Annotated in this window: 18 protein-coding genes and 5 pseudogenes; 17 read left to right on the top strand and 6 right to left on the bottom strand. The window is 60.6% G+C overall.

All coding sequences use genetic code 11. The features are described from left to right. The first annotated feature begins 43 nt into the window (after positions 1–43). Positions 44–928, top strand: a complete 885-nt coding sequence (locus tag ACWTU7_RS12210) for an alpha/beta fold hydrolase (protein ID WP_455838731.1) — start codon at positions 44–46, stop codon at positions 926–928. A gap of 51 nt (positions 929–979) precedes the next feature. On the opposite strand, the gene ACWTU7_RS12215 is transcribed toward ACWTU7_RS12210, so the two are convergent. After that, complete coding sequence (locus ACWTU7_RS12215; protein WP_287087084.1) at positions 980–1,510, bottom strand: dihydrofolate reductase family protein; 531 nt, start codon at positions 1,508–1,510, stop codon at positions 980–982. A gap of 102 nt (positions 1,511–1,612) precedes the next feature. Then, positions 1,613–2,572, bottom strand: coding sequence for a LysR family transcriptional regulator (locus tag ACWTU7_RS12220; protein WP_455838732.1), 960 nt, complete (start codon positions 2,570–2,572; stop codon positions 1,613–1,615). Between the two features lie 97 nt (positions 2,573–2,669). Here ACWTU7_RS12220 and ACWTU7_RS12225 point away from each other — a divergent pair. From ACWTU7_RS12225 to ACWTU7_RS12235, 3 genes and pseudogenes are all read left to right on the top strand, one after another. Further along, positions 2,670–3,487: pseudogene (locus tag ACWTU7_RS12225) on the top strand (SDR family oxidoreductase); the annotation flags it as partial. Positions 3,488–3,643: 156 nt separating this feature from the next. Continuing rightward, complete coding sequence (locus ACWTU7_RS12230; protein WP_455838862.1) at positions 3,644–4,066, top strand: RidA family protein; 423 nt, start codon at positions 3,644–3,646, stop codon at positions 4,064–4,066. 145 nt (positions 4,067–4,211) lie between these two features. Beyond that, a complete protein-coding gene (locus ACWTU7_RS12235) occupies positions 4,212–5,504 on the top strand; it encodes a flavin-containing monooxygenase (RefSeq protein WP_455838733.1) in 1,293 nt (430 codons plus the stop codon). A 130-nt stretch (positions 5,505–5,634) separates the two neighbouring features. Here ACWTU7_RS12235 and ACWTU7_RS12240 read toward each other — a convergent pair whose 3' ends face one another. Further along, positions 5,635–7,506, bottom strand: a complete 1,872-nt coding sequence (locus ACWTU7_RS12240; RefSeq protein ID WP_455838734.1) for a tetratricopeptide repeat protein — start codon at positions 7,504–7,506, stop codon at positions 5,635–5,637. 1,490 nt (positions 7,507–8,996) lie between these two features. On the opposite strand from ACWTU7_RS12240, the gene ACWTU7_RS12245 reads away from it, so the two are divergent. The 8 genes from ACWTU7_RS12245 (at position 8,997) to ACWTU7_RS12280 (ending at position 17,339) form a co-directional block, all read left to right on the top strand. Then, a complete protein-coding gene (locus ACWTU7_RS12245; protein ID WP_455838735.1) occupies positions 8,997–9,872 on the top strand; it encodes a Bug family tripartite tricarboxylate transporter substrate binding protein in 876 nt (291 codons plus the stop codon). Between the two features lie 77 nt (positions 9,873–9,949). Beyond that, on the top strand, positions 9,950–10,414 hold the full coding sequence (locus tag ACWTU7_RS12250; protein WP_455838736.1) for a tripartite tricarboxylate transporter TctB family protein: 465 nt from the start codon (positions 9,950–9,952) through the stop codon (positions 10,412–10,414). Positions 10,415–10,418: 4 nt separating this feature from the next. Then, on the top strand, positions 10,419–11,921 hold the full coding sequence (locus tag ACWTU7_RS12255) for a tripartite tricarboxylate transporter permease (protein ID WP_455838737.1): 1,503 nt from the start codon (positions 10,419–10,421) through the stop codon (positions 11,919–11,921). A gap of 52 nt (positions 11,922–11,973) precedes the next feature. Further along, on the top strand, positions 11,974–13,338 hold the full coding sequence (gudD, locus tag ACWTU7_RS12260) for a glucarate dehydratase (RefSeq protein ID WP_455838863.1): 1,365 nt from the start codon (positions 11,974–11,976) through the stop codon (positions 13,336–13,338). A gap of 34 nt (positions 13,339–13,372) precedes the next feature. Beyond that, positions 13,373–14,200, top strand: coding sequence for a FadR/GntR family transcriptional regulator (locus ACWTU7_RS12265; protein WP_455838738.1), 828 nt, complete (start codon positions 13,373–13,375; stop codon positions 14,198–14,200). Further along, the gene (gene kdgD / locus ACWTU7_RS12270; RefSeq protein WP_455838739.1) at positions 14,197–15,171 is read left to right on the top strand and encodes a 5-dehydro-4-deoxyglucarate dehydratase; all 975 of its coding nucleotides are present in this window, start codon (positions 14,197–14,199) and stop codon (positions 15,169–15,171) included. The genes ACWTU7_RS12265 and kdgD overlap by 4 nt, the downstream gene beginning before the upstream one ends. Before the next feature lie 43 nt (positions 15,172–15,214). Beyond that, complete coding sequence (locus ACWTU7_RS12275; protein ID WP_455838740.1) at positions 15,215–16,330, top strand: mandelate racemase/muconate lactonizing enzyme family protein; 1,116 nt, start codon at positions 15,215–15,217, stop codon at positions 16,328–16,330. A 124-nt stretch (positions 16,331–16,454) separates the two neighbouring features. Continuing rightward, the gene (locus tag ACWTU7_RS12280; RefSeq protein ID WP_455838741.1) at positions 16,455–17,339 is read left to right on the top strand and encodes a Bug family tripartite tricarboxylate transporter substrate binding protein; all 885 of its coding nucleotides are present in this window, start codon (positions 16,455–16,457) and stop codon (positions 17,337–17,339) included. Positions 17,340–17,537: 198 nt separating this feature from the next. Here ACWTU7_RS12280 and ACWTU7_RS12285 read toward each other — a convergent pair. Further along, positions 17,538–18,000: pseudogene (locus tag ACWTU7_RS12285) on the bottom strand (SDR family NAD(P)-dependent oxidoreductase); the annotation flags it as partial. 79 nt (positions 18,001–18,079) lie between these two features. On the opposite strand from ACWTU7_RS12285, the pseudogene ACWTU7_RS12290 reads away from it, so the two are divergent. After that, positions 18,080–18,271 (top strand): annotated as a pseudogene (locus ACWTU7_RS12290) (hypothetical protein); the annotation flags it as partial. Positions 18,272–18,471: 200 nt separating this feature from the next. On the opposite strand, the pseudogene ACWTU7_RS12295 reads toward ACWTU7_RS12290, so the two are convergent. Further along, positions 18,472–18,797 (bottom strand): annotated as a pseudogene (locus ACWTU7_RS12295) (tyrosine-type recombinase/integrase); the annotation flags it as partial. A 1-nt stretch (position 18,798) separates the two neighbouring features. Continuing rightward, positions 18,799–19,065 (bottom strand): annotated as a pseudogene (locus ACWTU7_RS12300) (PAS domain-containing protein); the annotation flags it as partial. A 158-nt stretch (positions 19,066–19,223) separates the two neighbouring features. Here ACWTU7_RS12300 and ACWTU7_RS12305 point away from each other — a divergent pair. Genes ACWTU7_RS12305 through ACWTU7_RS12320 form a run of 4 tightly spaced genes read left to right on the top strand, consistent with a single transcriptional unit; the run spans position 19,224 to position 21,273 of the window. Next, the gene (locus tag ACWTU7_RS12305; protein WP_455838742.1) at positions 19,224–19,805 is read left to right on the top strand and encodes a TetR/AcrR family transcriptional regulator; all 582 of its coding nucleotides are present in this window, start codon (positions 19,224–19,226) and stop codon (positions 19,803–19,805) included. Continuing rightward, positions 19,802–20,809, top strand: a complete 1,008-nt coding sequence (locus tag ACWTU7_RS12310; RefSeq protein WP_455838743.1) for an NADP-dependent oxidoreductase — start codon at positions 19,802–19,804, stop codon at positions 20,807–20,809. Before ACWTU7_RS12305 ends, ACWTU7_RS12310 begins: the two co-directional genes overlap by 4 nt. Then, positions 20,810–21,031 (top strand): MaoC/PaaZ C-terminal domain-containing protein, encoded by a 222-nt coding sequence (locus ACWTU7_RS12315; protein ID WP_455838744.1) that lies wholly within the window; start codon positions 20,810–20,812, stop codon positions 21,029–21,031. Beyond that, positions 21,004–21,273: an FAS1-like dehydratase domain-containing protein gene (locus tag ACWTU7_RS12320; protein ID WP_455838745.1), complete on the top strand. Its 270-nt coding sequence runs from the start codon at positions 21,004–21,006 to the stop codon at positions 21,271–21,273. Before ACWTU7_RS12315 ends, ACWTU7_RS12320 begins: the two co-directional genes overlap by 28 nt. Positions 21,274–21,598 lie beyond the last annotated feature (325 nt).

A 21,598-nucleotide genomic window follows, 5' to 3' on the forward strand; every position in this document is an offset into this window, starting at 1 on the left:
CTGAGTTGAACTCCAGTTCTAGACAGCAAAACGGAATCTCGACATGAGCCCGCCCGCCCAACGACGAATGCGTCTCTCCGGTGGAACCGAGCTTGCCTACGTCACTGCGGGCGATCCATCCAGCCCCGCTTTGCTCCTCCTGCACGGCTTTCCGAGCTCATCGCGAACATTTCGCGATGTAATCCCTGGCTTGGCGCGCGTCGCCTATGTGATCGCGCCCGACCTCCCGGGCCATGGCCAGTCCGACGTTCCGCCGACACCCTCCTTCGCCGGGATCAGCGAGGCAATTTCCGAATTGCTGGCCCACCTCGTGATCGGGCGTCGCTTCATCTACGTGCATGATTGGGGCACCGCTGTGGGCCTGCAGATCGCCATGCAAGCGCCCGAGCTGGTTTCGGGCCTCATCATCCAGAACGCAAACGCACATCGTACCGGCTTCGGGCCCCAGTGGGACGCCGCATTGAAGTTCTGGTCAGAACCGACAAAAGAGAACGAAGCGGCCGCAACCCCCGACCTGACCTTTGAATTCACGCGCGAGCAATATACGGGCGGTCTGCCGGAGGAGGTCGCCGCCACGATCAAAGGCGAACCCTGGGTCGAGGACTGGAGGGTGATGAATCTTCCCGGCCGCATGGAGACCCACCGCGCGCTCATCGCCGATTATAAGAACCACGCCGCGCGTTTCGATGCGATCGCAGGCTATCTAGAAAAATGGCAACCGCCGGCGCTCATGCTGTGGGGCCGTCACGAGCCCTATTTCGATATCGCCGAAACGCTGTCCTGGATGCAGGATCTGCCACGTATGGAGGCTCATATTTTCGACGGCGGGCATTTCCTGCTCGAGACGCATGCCGAACCAGCACTCTCCCTCATGAAGGACTTCATCAGGCGAACACAGAAGAGACTCACGCGATTCCCGTCGCTTTAGGCCCAACCTAAACCAGACTTCAGCGGCGATTCCATCCGGCGAATCGCGAGATTAAGCAGGGACGTAGGTCAACCTGATCACATCCTCGCCGATCCGGTCATTAGTCATAAGGCGGAGCGGCGGCCGGGGTCCGGCGAAATATGGCTTGCCGCGACCAAGCACGACGGGGTGCAGGTAGATTCGATACTCATCGATCAGGCCAAGTTCGGTGAGGCTTTGCGCCAAGTCCGGGCCAGCAACTTCGATCTCCCCGTCGCGCTCGGCCTTCAGCTCGCGGATTGCGCCCTCGAGATCATCCTCAACAAGCGTGGCGTTGGGGCCAACCGACTTCAACGAGCGCGAGACGACCCATTTCGGCTGGTTCCGCCACGCCGCCGCGAAGGCGTGTCGCTCTGCATCCCATTCAGGATGATCGTCGTCCCAGTAACGCATGACCTCATACATTTGGCGACCATACACACTGCCCGCCTGCCCCTGAGCCTCCTCGATGAAGTGGCGGAAGAGTGTGCGGCTTGGCGCAAATGCCATATGGTCGACGTAGCCGTCCAGGGACTGGTTCATTCCGAACACGAGCTTAGCCATACCCATCTCCTTTCCTTACGCGGCACATCCGCGCGGTTCTGATTGCGTACGCAATCGGTTGTAAGCTAGATCGACTGATGGCCGATCGGCAGAAGCGAGAAATCATGCCGGACCTCCTTCTGCACTACGATTGCCCGGATTGCTGCTTCTTTGATCCAGTTGAGGTTCTTTCTTTCGCACGTCCTTCACGACATCGAGAAAAGCCCGCAGTGCCGGCGGCACGGTTCGGTGTCCGGGATAGTAGACCGCGACCCCTTCCGGAGCGGGCATCCATGCGGTCAGGACCCTACGCAGCCGGCCATCGGATATGGCCCCTTCGGCGGCCCAATCCGCCACATAGGCGATGCCCAGACCCTCGATTGCGGCTTCGGCCATCAGTTCCTCGTCATCGAGGACAATGGAGCCGTTTGCGTCGATCACGAGTTCCTGGCCGGCGCGTTCGAACTCCCATCGATAGAATTTGCCGCTGGGCATACGATGGCCGATGCAATGGTGGCGTTGCAATTCCTCGGGCGTTCCCGGGTCGCCGAAGCGATCGAGATAGCCGGGCGAGGCGACACAGATGAACGTCAACTGGCGTGCAAACGGCACGGCGATCATGTCCTTGGGTACCGATCCGAGGAGGCGCACGCCGGCGTCAAACCCGCTGGACACGATATCGATGAGCCGCCCCTCGACGACGATGTCCACGGTCACGTCCGGATGGCGCGCCGCCATCTGCGGAAGAACCCAGCGAACGAGAAGCCCGGCCACCAATCGCGGTGCGTTGATGCGGACCGTGCCCGCGACATTGCCCCGGAACCCCGCGACGCTGTCGAGCGCCTCGTCCAGCGAGGCGAGCGCGGGCTGAAGGCGATCGAGCAACCGGAACCCGGCTTCTGTCGGCGAGACGCTGCGTGTGGTGCGGTTCAGAAGGCGCACCCCCATGCGTTCCTCGAGCGCACGCATCGCATGGCTCAATGTGGAAGGTGCCGTGCCAATCTCGTCCGCTGCGCGGCGAAAGCTGCGGTGTGTGGCAACGGCCACGAAGGCGGTGAGATCGTTGAGCGACGGGCGAGGCATTGATGGGGATTTTGCATCATCTCATGCCGATTTCAACGGCTAATGCGCGCAATGCGATTGCCCTATCTCGTGCCCGGATCAATTGGAGATATGGGAAATGGCAAAGTCTTGGCTCATAACGGGTGTGTCGTCCGGTCTAGGCCGGCTGCTGGCGGAGAAGGCCCTGATCAGGGGGGACCGCGTCGGCGGTGCCGCCGCGGCGAGGACGCACTTCCCGACCTGCGTGCACGCTACCCAGAACGGCTCCGCATCGTCGCAATGGACCTCAAGAACCAGAGCTCGGTCCGCGCCGCGGTCGACCGCGCCTTCGCCGCATCCGGTCGAATCGACATCGTCGTCAGCAATGCTGGCTATGGCCTGCTCGGCGCGGCGAAAGAGGCTGGCGATGTGCAGGTTCGGGACATCATCGACACCAATCTCATCGGCTCGATCGCACTCATCCGGGCGGCGTTGCCGCATCTGCGCAGCCAGGGTGGCGGCCGGATTCTACAGGTCTCGAGCGAGGGAGGCCAGATCGCCTATCCGGCTTTCAGCCTCTATCACGCGACCAAGTGGGGTATCGAGGGGTTCGTCGAGTCCGTGGCGCAGGAGGCTGCTCCCTTCGGCATCGAGTTCACCCTTGTGGAACCTGGGCCGGCGCGGACCGGGTTCGGCGGCAATCTCGCGCGGACCAAGCCGCTCGCGGCCTATGAGGGAACACCCGCCGGTCAGATCCGCGAGACGCTCCGTGGCTCTTGGGTGATCAAGGGCAACCCCGAGCGCATGACGGACGCAATGATCAGGCTTGCCGATCAGGATGGTCCGCTTCCGAAGCGGCTGGTGCTCGGTGCCGAGGCCTATGCCGGCATCCGCAAGGCTCTCGGCGGGCGCATCGAGGAGCTCGACCGGCAGAAGGACGTCGCAGTCGCGGCGGATTTCACCGACGAGGAGCTGGCGCGGCTATCACCCACCCTGTCCCGCCGATCCACAGCTGCATGGCACCGTCGTGCAGCTCCGCCCATCCCGATAGATTCCCCCGGCTCCGGCCCGCTGCCGGTCCGCTCCCGCTATCAAGACAGAAAGGAACACGAAATGCCTGCACGTGACGCCATCTATCCGGCCAAACGCCACGCGTTATACGATATTCATCGATATTCCGCGGCCATTCGCTCCGGCGATCTTCTCTTTGTGTCGGGTCAGGTCGGGAGCCGTGAGGACGGCTCGCCCGAGCCGGTATTCGAGGAACAGGTTCGGCGGGCCTTCGCTAATCTGCGCGCGGTCTTGGCCGCCGCCGGGTGCAGCTTCGACGACGTCGTCGACGTCACCACCTTCCACACAAACCCGGACGAACAGATCGAAACGGTGCTGGCCGTCCGGGCGGAAGAGATCGGCGCACCTCCCTACCCGAACTGGACGGCAGTGGGCGTCAATTGGCTTGCCGGCTTCGAGTTCGAGATCAAGGTCATCGCCCGCATCCCTTCGACGACCAGCAGTCATCCGGCGGACAAGCGCTGATCGCTCGCCCTGCAGTTCTGTATTGGCGATTGCATCCGACGACGGAAACGGCAGCGCGGCGCGCCCAGCGAGCAACGCCGTGCTGGAAAACGGACCATTTACTGATTTCACAACGTACAATAGTGTGACATCAGAGGGGAGCGTAATGACGAGCGGAACGGACATTTTTGATGCCGTCGTCATCGGTGCCGGTTGGGCGGGACTAGGTGTCAGTCATGCGCTGACGCAGCGTGGCTTGCGTCATATAGTGTTGGAGCGGGGTCGCATCGGTGAGACTTGGCGGACCCAGCGCTGGGACTCCTTTCGGGTAAACACACCCAACATCCAAACGGTCATGCCTGGGGATACCTATGACGGCGCCGATCCCGACGGTGCGATGACAAGCGGCGAGTTTGTCGCGCTGTTGGAGGACTATGCCGACCGGTATAGCCTCCCGGTGGAGACCGGTACGCCGGTGACCGACCTTGTTGCGAGCGATGACCTGTACCGGCTGGCCGTTCCGCGCGGCGCCCTGTGGGCGAGGAATGTGGTGATCGCCAGCAGTAACCAGAATTGCCCGGCGCGCCCGCCTTTCTCTGCTTTGTTGCCGCCCGAAGTCCAACAGATAGATGCATCGACCTACCGTAACGCATCTGGTCTCGACGGTGGAGCCGTGTTGGTGGTCGGTAGCGCCCAGTCGGGCGGCCAAATCGCCGAGGACTTGGTCCAGGCGGGGCGAACGGTGTTTCTTGCAACGAGCCGAGTCGGCCGGCTGCCCCGAATGTATCGAGGTCGTCACATCTCGGTCTGGATGGTTCTTAGCGGGCTGATAGATGTGACGCGCAGGGAATTGCTCCAACAGGGGCCTATTCCTGGAAGGCCGCTGACGGGAGCGCTCCATACGATCAGCCTGCAGTCCCTCAGTGCGCAAGGCGTTGTCTTGCTGGGTCGGCTCACGGGCGTCGACGACGGCCGTCTCTCGTTCAGCGACGATGCAGAAGCGCATGTTCGCCTTGGAGACGAGGGCTCCGCCAGAGTTCGAAGCCAGATCGACGAGTTTATCGCGCGCAACGGGATCGATGCCCCCGAGGCTGAGCCGGACCCGGCGGAGGTGATAGCCGCGTTTCTACCGAATCCACCGGTCCGGTCAATTGATCTTGCCGCGCGGGGGATCACAACGGTGATCTGGTGCACCGGGTTCAGAGGGGATTTCGGGTGGGTGTGCGTTCCCAATGTGCTCGATGCACAAGGCCAGCCATTGCACGAGAAGGGGTTCGCTAGCGTCCCTGGCGTGTATTTTGCCGGCCTGCCTTTTTCGATCTCGCGGCGGTCGGGCACAATATTGGCAATCGCGGAGGAAGCAGCCCTGCTGGTCGAAGATATCCAGCGTCGTTTAGACAACCTGCATCTGACTTCCCGACTCAGTGATGCCGAATCTCAGCGAATAATCATCCGTTAGACGGCTTCCACCCCTCGCGAGATTCAACCTATTAACATGAATCGCCGCTAAGGGGTTGATAGCGGACATCTGGGCCCGAAGAGATGAAACTGGGCGCCATTATGTGATTGAAGTCGCTCCGTAAAAGCTTTCAGGCGGTTTCAGGAGCCTTGGCCTTTGCGAGGTCCTGCAGGAACTCGTCCATCAGCGGCCTGTCGCCGAACCGGCGGTAACCGCGCTCTGCTTCCAGCGAGAAAGCCGGATGCGCGTCGACCAGCTTTGCCATCGTCTGCTGGGCTGCCTCGACCTCTCCGCTCCCCGCCTGCAAAGCGGCCTGAATCAGAAGACAGTTTGCATCGCGCGGCGCCCGGATCAGGCATTCCTCTATGACGGCGGAAGCCTCATCGCGGCGGTCAGCCGCGTAAAGCGCCTGCCCGTGCACATAGGCATAGTACTCGGGCGCCATAGGATGAAGGCGGCGGGCCCGCTCTGCGTTGGCGACGGCATCATCATATTCCCCGAAGCGCACCTGCGCCTTTGCAAGCGCCATCATGCTGTCGGGATCGTTAGGGTTGAGCTCCACAGCGCGCCGTGCGGCCTGCAAGCCGCCTGAATAGTCGCCCTGCAGGGCAAGCCCGAAGCTGATGACCTGATAGCCAAGGCCCAGATTGGGATCGAGACGGACCGCCTGCCGGGCTTCGCTAAGCCCAAGATGGAGCTCCGGCGCGTTTGCGCGGCCGTCACCGCTCTGCGCCACGCTGGCGATAAAGGTCAGCGCAAGGCCTGCGCGGGCGGCCGCATAGGACGGGTCCATTTCAAGGGCGCGCTGGTAGAGGCCCCGCGCTTCCAGAATGTCCTGCGGGTCGTTGGCGCCGTGCCGGTAACGGTTGCGGGCCTGCAGCACGAGGTCGTAGGCCTGCAGGTTGTCGGTCGGGCGCTCCGCCGCCGCCGCCGCCTCGCTCCTGCCGATATAGGGCGCGATCTGCGCGACGATTTCAGTGGTCAGCTCGCTCTGGACGGCGAACACGTCGGCGACCTGCCGGTCAAAACTGCGCGACCACAGATGCGCGCCTGTCTTTACATCGATCAGCTGCGCCGACACGCGAAGCTGGTCGCCTTCACGGCGGGCGCTGCCTTCAACCACATAATCAACGCCGAGCTTCGCCCCGAGCTTGCGCACGTCCGTATCCTGCCCGTGCACGGCGTAGGTGGAATCGCGCGCGATTACCTGCAGCTCTGAATTGCGGGCAAGGGCTGTCGTCACATCCTCGGTCAGTCCGTCCGCGAAATACGATTGCTCGCCGCTGCCGCCCATCGCGGCAAAAGGGATGACCGCCACTGACGGCCGGGGGTCGGCGCGGCTCTGGTCCATCGACAAGGCCGCCGGGATGCGGCTGACCATGGCTGCCAGGGAGAGCGGCTGGATTTGGGTGCCGATGAGGATGAGGGCTATGGCGGCCGCGCCATAAGACCAGCGGGCGGCGGTGCTGCGCAGCACCTGCGGCACCTGCCGCCATGGCGACCACGGAGAGCCCGCACGCCTTACGCGGTAGACGTTGAGAAGTTCGGGAATGTTCTTGGCCCGCCTGCGGCCGATGCGGACGAACCTGTCCGCGCTGTTGCGGTCGGCCGCCATCACCACGGCGCCGCTGACGAATATCTGCCCAGGATCGCACATGGCCTCAAGACGGGCGGCCACATTGACGCCATCGCCGTATACGTCACCGTCATCTTCGATGACATCGCCAAGATTGATGCCGATGCGCAGCTCGAACGGGCCCTTGTCGAACCCTTCCTGTATGGCCAGCGCCGCATCAACCGCTTCGTTGACGCTGGGAAACATGGCGAGAAAGCCGTCTCCCGTCGTCTTGACGATGCGCCCGCCATGGCTGGCAATGGTCGGGTCAATGAGCTCATCAAAAACAGCGCGCAGCTTCGCGTAGGTGGAAGCCTCGTTTTCAGCCATCAGCAGGCTGTAGCCGACGATATCGGCGGCCATGATTGCCGCGAGCTTGCGTTCCATCAGCATTATTCCTGAGCGACGGGCCATGCACGGACTATTACTGACACTTAGGGCGACGCACGGCCCAAGATTAGACCCATAATCCCGGATAGACTTATACACAGCTCACAAATGCGTGACGATTGTCGCCTATACCGTTCTGACCTTCGTCAGCCATCATCTGCTTCGTTCGGAGCCGTCCGTCGCCGCACTGGCGGAGGGCGACGCCGCATTGAACGGCCTGGGCCTTGCCTGCCTGCCCGACACGCGCTGCGCCCTTCCTTGCAGAAGGACGGCTTCAGCAGGTGCTGGTGCCCGCCCTTTCCAGGCTATCTCTCTATTATTCAAGCCGCCGCCAGCCGCGTTCGCTCTCCCGATCGAAGCGCTCCGCTGGCGAGGATAGCCCGGCAGGGCCAACAAACAAGTTCAGCGCTGCTTCGCCCTTCATCGCAATTTGGTCTGTGCCATTAACTAGGTTGGGATGTACATTCCAATTGGCGCGCCGGACGAGATTCGAACTCCTGACCCCCAGATTCGTAGTCAATGGCTTCAAAATAGTTATTATAAATCAAACGTTTATGTGAACCAAGGTGCTTGCAAGTTTCTAAGAGTTAGAAGTTCCAAGTCCTCTACCGTTCGCGGGACCTGGACGTGACGTTTGCGATTAAGACATTGGTCAGCCGAAGTGGGTCGCGGAGCGTGCGCCTCCCACAGATACCCAATAGCTCACAGGATGGGAGCAGACTTCTTGTTGCTCTCGTACCGCATGCAGATCTTCGGAAGGGCCGGTGCCATGAACACTGCATTCCTGTTAATGGCGCAATATGCCGGCAAGGCGATAAATCCCGAGCCGACGAAGTCCGCCGGCCAGCACCAACGGTATGGACGGCTGACAGCATAAGAATGAGAACTCTTTACGGAGGGCGCAACCAAGTTGGTTCCCATGCCTCTTGCCTTGCCAGGCCAGTCGCGTTAGCCCGTTGACTTCCGCCCCATAGCAATCCGGAAACAGAGGAAACCAAGACCGACGGACTGCGTCCGAATGACCGGCAGTCTGGCGACTGCCCGAGCGTATTTTCGATCGACGCGATCGAGGCGGCGAAGGCTTGGATCCTCGTATGCCGATCGGGATGGCTGACCTTGCCCCCTCTTGGCCAGGCACCTCAAGTTCAATGCCAATAAGCCCGGATGACCGGTTCATCCTATCGGACGGTCACGGGCCCCATAGCGTCAGCACGAACACCACTTGCCGTGGATCCGGCGCGGCTATGCTGCTTCCACCCAAACTGAAAAAAGTGACGAGAGAGCCAGGCGGTGAAGAAATCGGATTGACTTGTATGATGACTTACATCGTATAAAGCACTGGTTGGTGCTTGTGCGGGCTGGGTCCCCTAGGCACCCTTTAGGGAGGAATATCGGATGAAAATCTTGAAACTGCTTGCAGTCGCGCTCGGCTTTGGCTTGGCCGCGGCTGTGTCACCCGCGCTTGCTTTTCCTGAAAGGCGGTCACGGTGATTGTGCCATTCCCGGCAGGCGGCGCGAGTGACACCACCGCCCGAGTGATGGCGGAAAAAATGACAACGCTGCTTGGACAGCCAGTCGTCGTCGACAACAAGCCCGGCGCTACAGGCGCGATTGGCGCTACGCTGGTAAAAGAATCGCCTGCTGACGGGTACACGATGTTGGTGGCATCAATCGGCACCTACGCCGTCAACCCGTTTCTTCAGAAGGACCTGAAGTATGACCCGCAGAAGGACTTCGATCTGATCACGGTCGCCGTCCGCACTCCGAACGTGCTCGTCGCGCATCCTGACTTTCCGGCAAACAGCGTTGCCGAGCTGGTCGACTACCTCAAGAAGAATCCGGGGCAGGTTTCCTTCGCCTCATCCGGTTCAGGGTCGTCAGACCACCTGACGGCAGCCCTCTTTATGCAAAAGACCGGCACCGACGCGAAGCACGTGCCTTATAAGGGCGGCGCTCCTGCAATCGCTGACCTTGTCGGAGGTCACGTCAACGTTTCCTTCCAGAACCTCGGTGCGGTCCTGGGGCACGTGAAGGAAGGCAAGCTCAAGGCGTTGGCGGTTAGCGGCAGCGAACGCGCATCACAGCTCCCTGACGTTCCTACGCTGGCAGAAGCAGGCTACCGGGACATCGTAGTCTATTCTTGGCAGGCCGCCGCCGCTCCTAAGGGTTTGCCCGAAGATGTGCGGGCGAAGCTCAGCGCGGCTGCGATCGATGCTCTCAAGAGCCCTGAGGTCACTGAGAAATTCAGCGGGATGGGCTTTGAGGTTGTTGCCAACACTGGCGACGAGTTCGCCAAGTTCCTGGCGGACGAACTCGCGCGTTGGAAATCGGTGATCGAAGCCGGGAATATCACGGCCAACTAAACGCGGCGGGGCCGAGGGGGATAAACCGCTCTCGACCCCACCACCTCCGATCTTACGTGACGCATTCAGGGGCAAAAATGTCCATCTCTATCCTTAAGCCTAAGGATTTCGTGGCGGGCTTGGCGTATTGCGCTATGGGTCTGACCGGCATTGTCCTCGCGCGCCAGTATGAGTTTGGGAATGCTGGGCACATGGGGCCTGGATATTTCCCGACAATGATCGGCGGGTGCCTGACGCTCATTGGTGTCATCTCGCTAGCGCGGTCCTTCGTCGCCGCGGGTGAGCGCGTTCCGAGCGTCGCTTGGCGGCCGTTGATTCTGGTGACTCTGTCGGTGGTTCTCTTTGCCTACTTTGTGCCGCGTCTCGGAGTCATCGCCTCCCTTGCGGTGTTGTTGGTTGTTGCGATCTTCGCAAACCGAGGCGCGCGCTTGACTCCGCTCAGCGTCGTGGCCGCGGCCTCTCTCATCGGGTTTTGCGTTGTGGTGTTTGTCAAGGCTCTCGGCGTGCCGCTCCCGCTTCTGGGCACCTGGGTCGGGGGCTGAACGGGTGGAACTTGTTCAGAACCTCGGATTGGGATTTTCCACCGCCTTCACTTTGGCGAATCTAACCTACTGCCTCATCGGGGTTGTTCTTGGTACTGCCATCGGAGTCCTGCCGGGACTAGGTCCGGTTGCGACGATCAGCATGTTGCTTCCGATTACCTTCGGAATGGAGCCTACCACCGCCCTGATCATGCTTGCCGGCATCTACTACGGTGCGCAGTACGGCGGCTCCACGACAGCCATATTAGTCAACTTGCCGGGGGAGTCGGCCTCCGTCGTTACAGCCTTGGATGGCTATCAACTGGCTCGAAAAGGCAAGGCCGGCCTTGCCTTGGCGACGGCGGCGATAGGGTCTTTCATGGCCGGAACGTTCGCGACGATCCTAATCGCATTCTTCGCTCCGCCGCTCGCCGAAATCGCACTCACTTTCGGTCCCGCCGAGTACTTCTCCCTTATGGTTCTCGGGCTTGTCGCATCCGTGGTGCTGGCGCATGGCTCACTGTTGCATGCATTCGCCATGATCTTTCTGGGACTGCTTTTGGGGATGGTAGGCGCCGACGTGAACTCTGGCGTCTTCCGATACACGTTTGGTTTCCTCCAACTCACCGAAGGCATCAACTTCGTTGTTGTTGCGATGGGCATGTTCGGACTCGGCGAAATAATCGCGAACCTCAATAGCGACACATCACGTCCCTTGATTGAGAAACGGATCACCGGCCTTTTCCCAACGCGCGCCGATCTCGCGCAAATGGCTGCTCCCATTCTCAGGGGCACTGCGCTGGGTTCCGCGCTGGGCATCCTGCCGGGCGGTGGCGCGATGCTTTCCTCATTCGCGTCCTATTCATTGGAGAAAAAATTGTCCGCGCACCCCGAGGAGTTCGGCAAGGGTGCGCTTGCTGGCGTGGCCGGCCCCGAATCTGCAAACAACGCCGGCGCGCAGACGAGTTTCATTCCTATGCTCACCCTGGGAATTCCTGCCAACCCTGTGATGGCATTGATGGTCGGGGCGCTGATCGTTCACGGAATTCAGCCTGGACCTTCCGTCATCAGCGAACAGCCTGCGCTCTTCTGGGGGCTTATCGCATCGATGTGGCTGGGCAACGTGATGCTGCTTGTACTTAATCTCCCGCTCATCGGGATGTGGGTTCGCTTGGCCACACTTCCGTACGGAATGCTTTACCCGACTATCATCGTTTTCTGTTCGATCGGCGTCTTTAGCCTGAACAACGGAACGTTCGACATCTACTTGATGGCTCTGTTCGGCGTCGTTGGCTATCTGCTGCGAAAGATCGATTGTGAGCCCGCCCCGTTGTTGTTGGGCTTTATCCTAGGGCCGCTTATGGAGGAGCATCTTCGCCGAACCCTGCTGCTGTCGGGCGGTGATCCAATCGTGTTTGTATCGAGGCCGATTAGCCTCACCCTCCTGCTGATCGCTGCACTCTTGCTGGTTCTGATACTCGCGCCATCACTCCGTCGGCGGCGCGACGAAGTCTTCATTGAGGAATGACGCGCGCTGATGTCTCGGAAGCTACAATAAATTGATTGAGATCGACCGGCTTATGAACACGAATCGCCAATCGCACACTCCTTCACATGCAATGGAGACTCCCGTCATCGTCGAGGTGACGATTGTTCCTGTCGCCGGCACTGACAGCATGCTGCTCAACCTGAGCGGCGCACACGCCCCATTCTTCACCAGAAACCTTGTCATCATGAGGGACAGCGCGGGCCATACCGGTGTGGGCGAAGTACCTGGCGGAGAATCGATCCGGTCCACGCTCGAACATTCGCGAGAGCTGATCCTCGGCAAGGCAATCGCTTCCTACAAGGATTGTCTGAACACCGTAACCCGCACGTTTGCACACAAGGACAGCGCCGGTCGTGGCGAGCAGACCTTCGACCTGCGGACGACAATCCACGCCGTAACCGCGTTGGAAAGCGCTTTCCTTGACCTCCTTGGCCAACACCTTGCGCTCCCCGTCGCAGCATTGCTTGGAGAAGGTATCCAGCGCACCCGCGTCGAGATGCTTGGTTACCTTTTCTACATCGGTGACCGCCGCAAAACGGATTTGCCCTATACATCACAGCCGGATGCGCCGGATGAGTGGCTCCGGCTTCGTCATGAGGAGGCTACAACGCCTTCGGCGATAGTGCGTCTCGCCGAAGCCGCTTATGCGCGCTACGGCTTCAATGACTTCAAACTAAAAGGTGGCGTGTTCGCAGGGCGGGGAGAGGCAGAGGCGATCCACGCGCTCGCAGCGCGCTTCCCGAATGCTCGTATCACCCTCGACCCAAACGGGGCCTGGCCGCTGGCGGAAGCCATCGAAGTCGGCAATGACCTGAAGGGTGTCCTGGCCTACGCCGAGGACCCTTGTGGCGCGGAGACCGGATTCTCGGGTCGGGAGATCATGGCTGAGTTCCGGCAGGCAACAGGCATCCCCACCGCCACCAACATGATCGCTACAGACTGGCGGGAGATGGGTCACGCCATTCGCCTGCAGTCAGTCGATATCCCGCTCGCCGATCCGCACTTCTGGACGATGAACGGTTCGGTCCGCGTCGCTCAAATGTGCCGCGATTGGGGCCTAACTTGGGGGTCCCATTCGAACAACCACTTCGATGTCTCGCTGGCGATGTTCACGCACGTGGCCGCGGCGGCTCCGGGCCGGGTAACTGCTATCGACACGCACTGGATTTGGCAGGATGGCCAACGCCTGACGCGCGAGCCGCTTCGAATTGTGGGTGGCATGGTCGACTTGCCGCAACGGCCAGGGCTAGGCGTCGAACTTGATATGCGGGCAGTCGCCGCTGCGCACGAAGTCTACAAGAATCAAGGGCTGGGCGTGCGCGATGACGCGGTCGCAATACGCTATCTGGTTCCTAACTGGACTTTCGACCGAAAACGACCTTGCCTTGTGCGCTGAGAAGCAGGTCCAACTTCCGAAGATGAGATGAAAAGTGGTCCGACTTAGATCTCCCGAGACGCTCACGCAGCAACTGGTTGAAGTCCTACGCTCGCGCATCGAAACCGGGCGTATCAACCGCGGCGACAAACTCCCGGCAGAGCATCAACTTATCGCTGAGTTTGGCGTAAGCCGAACAGTTGTTCGGGAGGCGATTACCAATCTCAAAGGGTTGGGAATGGTTGCCTCAAGGCAGGGTGTAGGGGTTTTCGTCACGCGCACCTCGTCAGGCACGCCGTTTCAGATCGAAGAGGCGAGCTTGGACGTCATTCAAGAGGTGATTTCAGTTCTCGAACTGCGTATCAGCCTCGAAACCGAGGCAGCGGCGCTTGCAGCCGAGCGACGGACCAGCGCCGACCTTGCGGCGATGCGCAACGCCTTGGACGCGATGGGCGAGGCGATTGAGACCGACAGTGACGCCATTCAAGGCGACCTGAACTTCCATAGTGCGATTGCCCGCGCGACCGGCAATCGACACTTCCTAGACCTCTTCACACACCTTGGGTCGCTGCTGATTCCACGCTCTCGCCTGCATACGTTTCAGCTTGTCGGGGCGAGCCGCCAAGACTTTCTTCGAAGGCTGTTGACCGAACACGAGGCCATATTGACCGCGATTGATGCCGGCGATGCTGAGGGCGCGCGCAACGCCATGCGCCATCACCTTGGCAAGAGCCGGGACCGGCTCTTGGAACAGTCAGGCATCGGTCGCCGCAAGAAGCTACCACAAATGCCAGGCTCGCCGAGTAGACAGCGCGACGACTCCGTTGGGAATTTCGCGCTGACCGCGCAGGAAACGATTGTTCGAAAAAGGAAATCAGCATGAGCAAAGTAACGCCGAGGGAGATGGCCCGGCAGATCGGCAACGGCCTGCTTTCGTTTCCCGTGACGCCTTTTACCGAGGAGAACGTGTTTGACGAGGCGTCGTACCGTTCTAATCTGGATTGGCTTTGCGGTTATGACGTTGCGGGGCTGTTTGCGGCGGGTGGCACCGGGGAATTCTTTTCCCTGTCGCCGGCCGAGGTTGTGCAAGTCGTCACGACAGCCGTCGCTGAAACCAATGGGCGTGTCCCGGTATTGGCTGGTGTCGGCGGCGCAACCCAAGTCTCAGTCGAACTCGCAGGTCACGTCGAGCGCGCGGGAGCAGACGGGGTACTGCTTCTCCCGCCGTACTTGGTTTTCTCGGAACAAGATGGGCTGGCAGCGCATGTGGATGCCGTCTGTAAGGCTACGAAGCTCGGTGTCATCGTCTACAATCGCGACAATGCCATTTTGAACGAACAAACCCTGGCAAAGTTGTGCGAACGCAATCCCAACCTGGTGGGATTCAAGGATGGCGTCGGCGACATCGAAATGATGACGCGAATCCATATCAGCCTCGGCGACCGGCTGACTTACATCGGTGGCCTTCCCACAGCGGAAACATACGCGCTGCCATACCTTGAAATGGGCGTAACAACATACTCGTCCGCCGTATTTAACTTCGTGCCGCAGTTTTCAACGAAGTTCTATGAGGCAGTAAGAGCGCGGGATCGTGAAGCTGTGCATGCGGGCCTTCGCGATTTCATCCTCCCCTTGATCGCTATTCGCAATAGGCGGCGCGGATACGCCGTGGCGATCATAAAAGCCGGCATGGATATCATCGGCCGCAAGTCCGGTCCGGTTCGACCTCCTCTCGTCGACTTGACGCCATCGGAGCGCAGCGAGCTTGCAACGCTTGTCGCTTCGCTTGAGCAAAGCGAGTTTATGCGGAGGCCGGTGGCTGTTGGTGAAGAGCGTCGCCGGGCCCACGCTTGACGACCTGGCGCGTCGGGTGAGACGTCATGGAGACGGCGCGGCAGTGTCGAAAAAAATCCGATCGGTCACTTGCTATCCGCTGAGGCTGCCGTTTGACCATGGCGGGCCGCCCCCGAAGTTTGCGGGGCGTGTCCGGACATCTCTCGACAGCTGCTTGGTACGAGTCGAGCTTGAGAACGGTTTGATCGGCTGGGGAGAGGCCTACGGCGGCGACATTGCCGCGGTAGACTCGCTAATACGCTCCAGGGTTGGTCCACTCGCAATTGGTCAAGACCCAACTGACGCGACGCTCACCGCAAGCATTGAACGGACGTTGCACAATCTCGGGCGGTCGGGGCTTGTCCTTCACGCGCTCAGCGGCCTGGACATCGCCCTATGGGATATTCGCGGGAAGTTGGAAAACGTCCCGCTCCATGTCTTGCTTGCGAGCACCTCATCACGTGCAGAAGTTCCTGCCTATGCGTCGCTCCTTCAATACTACGGTGATGCGAGGCTCGTGGCAGACAACGTGGAGAAGGCGCTTAGCGCAGGCTTCCGGCAGATAAAGCTTCATGAGCGCACGCCACAAGCGGCGGCGGCCGCTCGCAAGGTCATGGGGCCGACGCTACCGCTGATGGTCGATACAAATTGCGCCTGGGTTGCCGATGAAGCGGTGGAACCGGTTCTCGAACTAAAGCCGTTTGATCTACTTTACATCGAAGAGCCCCTGTGGCCGCCCGAAAACCTTGAGGGACTTGAGGAGTTGCGCAACGCGACGGGCGTGGCGACGGCCGTCGGAGAGAATGCGAGCAGCCTTTCCGAATTGCAGCAGATCATCGCGGGCGGCCGGGCTAGTTACGTCCAACCCAGCGCAATCAAATGCGGCGGCGTCTCCGCACTCCATGTACTCTCGCAAGAATGCGCAGATTCACAGGTGGATTTTGCGCCTCAGTCGGCATTCCTCGGACCTGGTCTATTGGCGACAGTCAACGTCCTCGCGGCCGCGCACGACGAGAGCCCGATTGAACGGATGTTCTGTCGGCTGGAATTCACGCCTTATTCAGACACCCTCTCCTTAACAAACGGTCGCTTTCGAGCACCCGATCGACCGGGCCTTGGCGCACAAGCTTGGGAAGAGGAGGAACTCTTTCAATGGGTATCCAGAACTTCAACACACTGACTTAGGGAGGTGAGACATGAGATGTCGATTTCACGCATTAGCAACGGCCGCCTGCGTTGCGCTGGCTGGGTGGTCTACACTGATTAGCGGTGGCGCGAACGCCCAATCGAAAATCGATCAACCTGTGACGATCATCGTCCCTTATGCGCCCGGCGCGGCGACGGATGCACTTGGCCGGCTATTGGCTGAGGAGTTGAAGGAGAAGCTCGGCGTGTCGGTGATCGTCGAGAATAGAGGTGGGGGCGGAAGCCAGATTGGCACTCTGGCAATCGCTTCTGCGGAACCGAACGGACAAACTCTGGGATTCGTAGACACTGCGTTTGCGATCAATCCCGGTTTGCTCGGTGCTGAGCTGCCTTACAAAACGCCGGACGACTTCACGCCGATCTCGCTGATGGCAACGGCGCAGATGGTCCTGGTGGTTCATCCCTCCGTAGAAGCGAAAACTGTGGAAGAGTTGGTCGCTCTCGCGAAAGCATATCCCAAGAGCCTTGCTTACGGCTCGGCCGGTGTCGGTAGCGCGCCACACCTAGCCGGAGAGCAACTACGCCACGCGGCGGCGATCGAGATCACGCATATCCCTTACCAAGGTGGCGGCACTGTCATCACCGACCTACTCGGGGGACACATCCAGTTCGGCTTTTTCACCGTTGCGACGATGCGCAAGCACATTGAAGCTGGTTCCGTTCGCGCGCTGGCAGTGACCGGGAGAGAACGCTCCAGTCTTGTTCCCGGCGTGCCTTCCATGGACGAGGCTGGGCTCGGCGATGTCGATGCAGCTCCCTTCTTTGGCCTGATCGGGCCAAAAAACCTTCCCGAGGGGATTGTCGCTCTACTCAGCGATGTCACTTCGACCGCCGTTCGATCAGGAACTTTAAAGGAGCGGGTCGCCGCTGCCGGCTTCGTCCCCGTGGGCACCACTAGTGCGGAATTTGGACCCTGGTTATCAAAGGAAATCGCCAAGTGGTCCGAAGTCATTAAACGCGCAGGGATTGATCCAAAGAGTTAGATATGCGCGAAAAAGGACAGAGGCGCTCGGTCTCTCGCCGACAGGCGACGTTGGAATGGCGGTACAGTGGAACTATCCGAACGGTGCCGGTGATCCACCCGTAGGGACCCTTGGCGGGGCCGGGCGTGCCTGCTCGTTTGATCTGCATTCCGAATACTCGCGATCCTGTTGATGCTCGTCATGCCCTCGTCCGGCAGGTTAGTCGATGGCAAGCGAACTCGACAATTCCCGGTGCGCTTCGATCTGCTGCTGCAGCGTCGCGATCTTCTGCTCTGCCGTCGCAATCGCGTCGGCACCGGCGAGGAAGCGGCGGGGCAGTTCATCCTGGCCTGTTAGCTTGATCAGCGCCTGCGCTAACTTGGCGGGATCGCCGGGCTGCCTGCCGTTTGCGCCCGTCCAAAGGCCTCCTGGGCAGCGCGGCGCTCGCTGCAGTCCTCGACCTTGAGGTCGGCGCACTGTGTGGATTCTTGGGTCAGCAGCTCGGTGCGGAAGAAGCCCGGGTTGACGATCATGGTCCGAATGCCGAACGGACCGACCTCGGTCTGCAGCGCTTCCGTCCAGCCGTCCAAGCCAAACTTGGAGGCCGAGTAGGCGTGCAGAACTCGAAGCCCATCAGACCCGCCGTCGAGGAGATCGAGATGATCTTGCCCGAATGTTGCTTGATGCGGCCAAACCGCTCGAAGGTTGCCTTGGCCGCTGCTTCGGCGTCCGCGGAGAACCTGGTGGACTGCGCTGTTGAAGATGGTCGCCTCGTGCGTGTTCTCGAGGACTGGTGCCCGCTCCGGCCGGGATATCACCTGTATTATCCAAGCCGCCGCCAGTCCTCTCCGGCATTCGCACGTGTGGTGGACACACTGCGCTATCGCAGTGAGTGCGATACAGAGGCTAGAATTGCGCACGACCGAGCTGTCCGAGTGCAATCAACTACTTAGCTCGTGCGAAACTTACGCTGCTGAACATGATAAATGAGTGACCGGTTTCGGTGGTGGCGCGTAGACTCCTAAACAGCTGCAATGGGGCGCAAAGCAGCATCGGTTAGCTGACGTTCTGGAGCAGATCCACGGCCGGCGAAAAGGCGACGCTTCTTGGGTGCGCAGCGGCCATCCGCGATTTATCGGATGACCGCTAGAGATCAGATTTCAGTTCGTTCGGCCAAGAGCAGCGCGTCCTCCACATCGACGCCAAGATAGCGCACGGTGTTTTCGATCTTGGAGTGACCGAGCAGAATCTGAATGGCACGGAGATTTCCTGTCGTCCTGTAGATCATCGACGCCTTCGTGCGACGAAGCGAGTGAGTGCCATACTCCTCTGGACGCAGGCCGATTGCCGTGACCCATTCGTCAACGAGGCGCGTATACTGCCTCGTGCTCATGTGGTGGGCATGATTGACCCGGCTGGGGAATGCATAGTCGTCGACTGTGCCGCCCGCCGTTCGAACCAAGCCAGAAGGCTGGCTCTTACGCCGACGCTCCGTGGCCTGAATGGCCGTCAGGCGCATAAAGAGAAGATTGCCGTCGTCGTCTCGCCGTTCGACGGCGTTGGCCAAGACGGAAAGGCTTGTGCCATCCGCCCGGACGAGGTCCAGCGCCACCTCGGGGAAGAAGCCCCGCATGCGCAGGAGCGGGGCGAAGTGGGTCTCGTGGAAGATCGAACCGGCGACGTTCAGCAGATCCCGCAATCGCTTACCGATCAAATCCTCGGCGCTGACGCCGAGCCACTTCGACAGCGCATAGGTCGCACCGATGCCGGAAGACGCACCGGTGATGAGGACTGCGAGTTTGCGGGCCTTGGGATCCTGCTCTTTCAGGATGATCATCATCAATATTGCTTTTATATGATTGCCATCATAATTGTGTCAACGACGATGAACCGGAGACGTCAACCATGAAGGTCAGCCGCGAGAAGATGGCGGAGAACCGCACGCGGATCCTCGAAGAGGCCGGTCGGCTGTTCCGCGAGAAGGGGTTCGAGTCGGTCAGCGTCTCAGAGGTGATGAAGGCTGCCGGGCTGACCCACGGAGGCTTCTATGGACACTTCGCGTCCAAGGACGATCTCATCGCTGAGAGCCTCGCCCATATGCTTGCGACCTCGCTGAGGGAGCCGCGGGACTTCGACCGCTTCGCCGATGGCTATCTGTCCGAGGCCCACCTGGCCAATGCATCGACTGGCTGCCCGACCGCCGCCCTTGCATCGGAGACGGCACACCGCGATCCGACTGCGCGGTCGGCAATGACCGCCGGCCTGAAGAAGCAGCTGGACCGTATGGCTGGCTCAGTCTCTCGAACCGATGGCTCAACGGCCCGTCGCGAGGCTATAGGTCGCTGGTCCGCCATGGTCGGCGCCGTGATCCTTGCGCGCGCTTGCGATGACGCTGCCTTGGCGACCGAGCTCCTGCGCGAGACCCGCGCCTGGATCGGCCGAGGATCGGACAACCCCGCCCATCTATCCTCGGAGTCGAACACGTGAAAGCCTTCGCCATCGAGCAGTACGGCAAGACGATACCATTGTTGCCGCTCGACCTGCCGGAGCCGGCCCTGAAGACGGGTGATGTGCGGGTTCGTATCGAGGCGGCCGCTCTGAACGCTCTCGACAGCAAGATCCGCAACGGTGAGTTCAAAGCTTTCCTACCCTATGCGATGCCGTTGGTCCTCGGCAACGACATGGCAGGCACTGTGACCCAACTCGGCGCTGGAACGAAGCGCTTTGCCGTGGGCGATCGGGTCTACGGCCGCCCCAGTGACACGCGAATCGGAACGCTGGCAGAAAGTATCTGCATGGTGGAGACCGACCTGGCGCATGCGCCGGGCAGTATATCCGTCGAGGAAGCCGCCTCACTCCCTCTCGTGGCACTGACCGCCTGGCAGGCGCTGGTGGAGCGGGCCAAGGTGAAACCAGGCCAGAAGGTCTTCATTCATGCCGGATCGGGCGGTGTCGGGACCGTAGCCATCCAACTCGCCAAGCATCTCGGTGCAACGGTTGCAACGACCTGCAGCACGAGGAAAATCGAGCTGGTCAAGACTCTCGGCGCCGACGTCGTCGTCGACTACACCAAGCAGGATTTTGCGAAGGAGCTGTCCGGCTACGACGTCGTCCTGAATTCTCTCGACGCGAAGACCCTGCGTCGGTCGCTGGACGTCCTGAAGCCTGGCGGACACCTCATTTCGATTTCCGGCCCGCCGGACCCGGCATTCGCGGACGAACGGCATCTCGGCGTCGTCCTCAAGACCATTTTCCGCGCTCTGAGCTTCAGCATCCGCAGGGCCGCCACCAAGGCGGGCGTGCATTATTCCTTTCTGTTCATGCGGGCCGAAGGCAGCCAGTTGGCGGAAATCACCAGGCTGGTCGAAGAAGGCGTCATCAAGCCGGTCATCGATCGCATCTTCCCGTTCGAACAGACCCCCGAGGCGCTTGCCTACCTGGAGCGCGGCAGCGCGAGAGGAAAGATCGTGGTCAGCATGGGAGAAGCGTGAATGGCTCTCTATATGGAAGATTTCGCAGCAGGCCAGACCTTCGTGTCAGGCAGTGCGACCGTCGACCCGGAAGCCGTCGCTCGCTTCGCGGCCGAGTTCGACCCCCAGCCGTTTCACCTAGACGCGAGCGCTGCGAAGAAGACGCTGTTCCGCGGACTCGCCGCCAGCGGCTGGCACACCGCGGCAATGACGGGATGCGGCTGCTGGTCGACAGTGACATGAAGCCCGCGGGCGGGATCATCGGCGCGGGCTTCGAGGAGTTGCGCTGGCCACGTCGCGTCCGGCCCGGTGATACGCTGCGTCTGACGAGTGAGGTGCTTGAAGTTCGCCGGTCAGGTTCGCGACCCAATCAGGGCATGATCAAGGTTCGGACCGTCACGCTGAACCAGCACGATGAGCCCGTGCGGATCATGGTCGGCAATCTCGTTGTCCAGGCAAAATCAGAAGACAGCACCCAGACCTGATCAGGTAACGCCTAAGGCGTCTGGAATGCGAGCGGCGCACCTCCCGGCAGTAACGGGGCCGTGAGCGGGCCGTCCGGTTACGGGTCGATTTGAGCGGCAACCGGTCGTTCCGTACCGACCCAAATCGGCTGTCCATCTCTTGTCACGCGGCCGCTACGATCTCAGCGTTGTCGTAGCAGAAGATGTACCATCTGTTTCGAGATGGCCCAGAAACCGTGTCGGGACGCGTCTGATCAGCGATTGCGCTCCGTTCACGTCCGATTTTAGTGTCGACAGCGGAAAACTGCATCAACTCATCCGATTGGGCAAGAAAAGCGCAGGAATG

Source organism: Mesorhizobium sp. BHscii (assembly GCF_053848065.1).

What these genes read in the sequence shown, in the direction of transcription:
- ACWTU7_RS12210 (WP_455838731.1), top strand. Translation starts at nt 44, where the DNA reads ATGAGCCCGCCCGCCCAACGACGAATGCGTCTCTCCGGTGGAACCGAG.
- ACWTU7_RS12215 (WP_287087084.1), bottom strand. Translation starts at nt 1,510, where the DNA reads ATGGCTAAGCTCGTGTTCGGAATGAACCAGTCCCTGGACGGCTACGTC.
- ACWTU7_RS12220 (WP_455838732.1), bottom strand. Translation starts at nt 2,572, where the DNA reads ATGCCTCGCCCGTCGCTCAACGATCTCACCGCCTTCGTGGCCGTTGCC.
- ACWTU7_RS12230 (WP_455838862.1), top strand. Translation starts at nt 3,644, where the DNA reads ATGCCTGCACGTGACGCCATCTATCCGGCCAAACGCCACGCGTTATAC.
- ACWTU7_RS12235 (WP_455838733.1), top strand. Translation starts at nt 4,212, where the DNA reads ATGACGAGCGGAACGGACATTTTTGATGCCGTCGTCATCGGTGCCGGT.
- ACWTU7_RS12240 (WP_455838734.1), bottom strand. Translation starts at nt 7,506, where the DNA reads ATGGAACGCAAGCTCGCGGCAATCATGGCCGCCGATATCGTCGGCTAC.
- ACWTU7_RS12250 (WP_455838736.1), top strand. Translation starts at nt 9,950, where the DNA reads ATGTCCATCTCTATCCTTAAGCCTAAGGATTTCGTGGCGGGCTTGGCG.
- gudD (WP_455838863.1), top strand. Translation starts at nt 11,974, where the DNA reads ATGAACACGAATCGCCAATCGCACACTCCTTCACATGCAATGGAGACT.
- kdgD (WP_455838739.1), top strand. Translation starts at nt 14,197, where the DNA reads ATGAGCAAAGTAACGCCGAGGGAGATGGCCCGGCAGATCGGCAACGGC.
- ACWTU7_RS12305 (WP_455838742.1), top strand. Translation starts at nt 19,224, where the DNA reads ATGAAGGTCAGCCGCGAGAAGATGGCGGAGAACCGCACGCGGATCCTC.
- ACWTU7_RS12315 (WP_455838744.1), top strand. Translation starts at nt 20,810, where the DNA reads ATGGCTCTCTATATGGAAGATTTCGCAGCAGGCCAGACCTTCGTGTCA.
- ACWTU7_RS12320 (WP_455838745.1), top strand. Translation starts at nt 21,004, where the DNA reads ATGCGGCTGCTGGTCGACAGTGACATGAAGCCCGCGGGCGGGATCATC.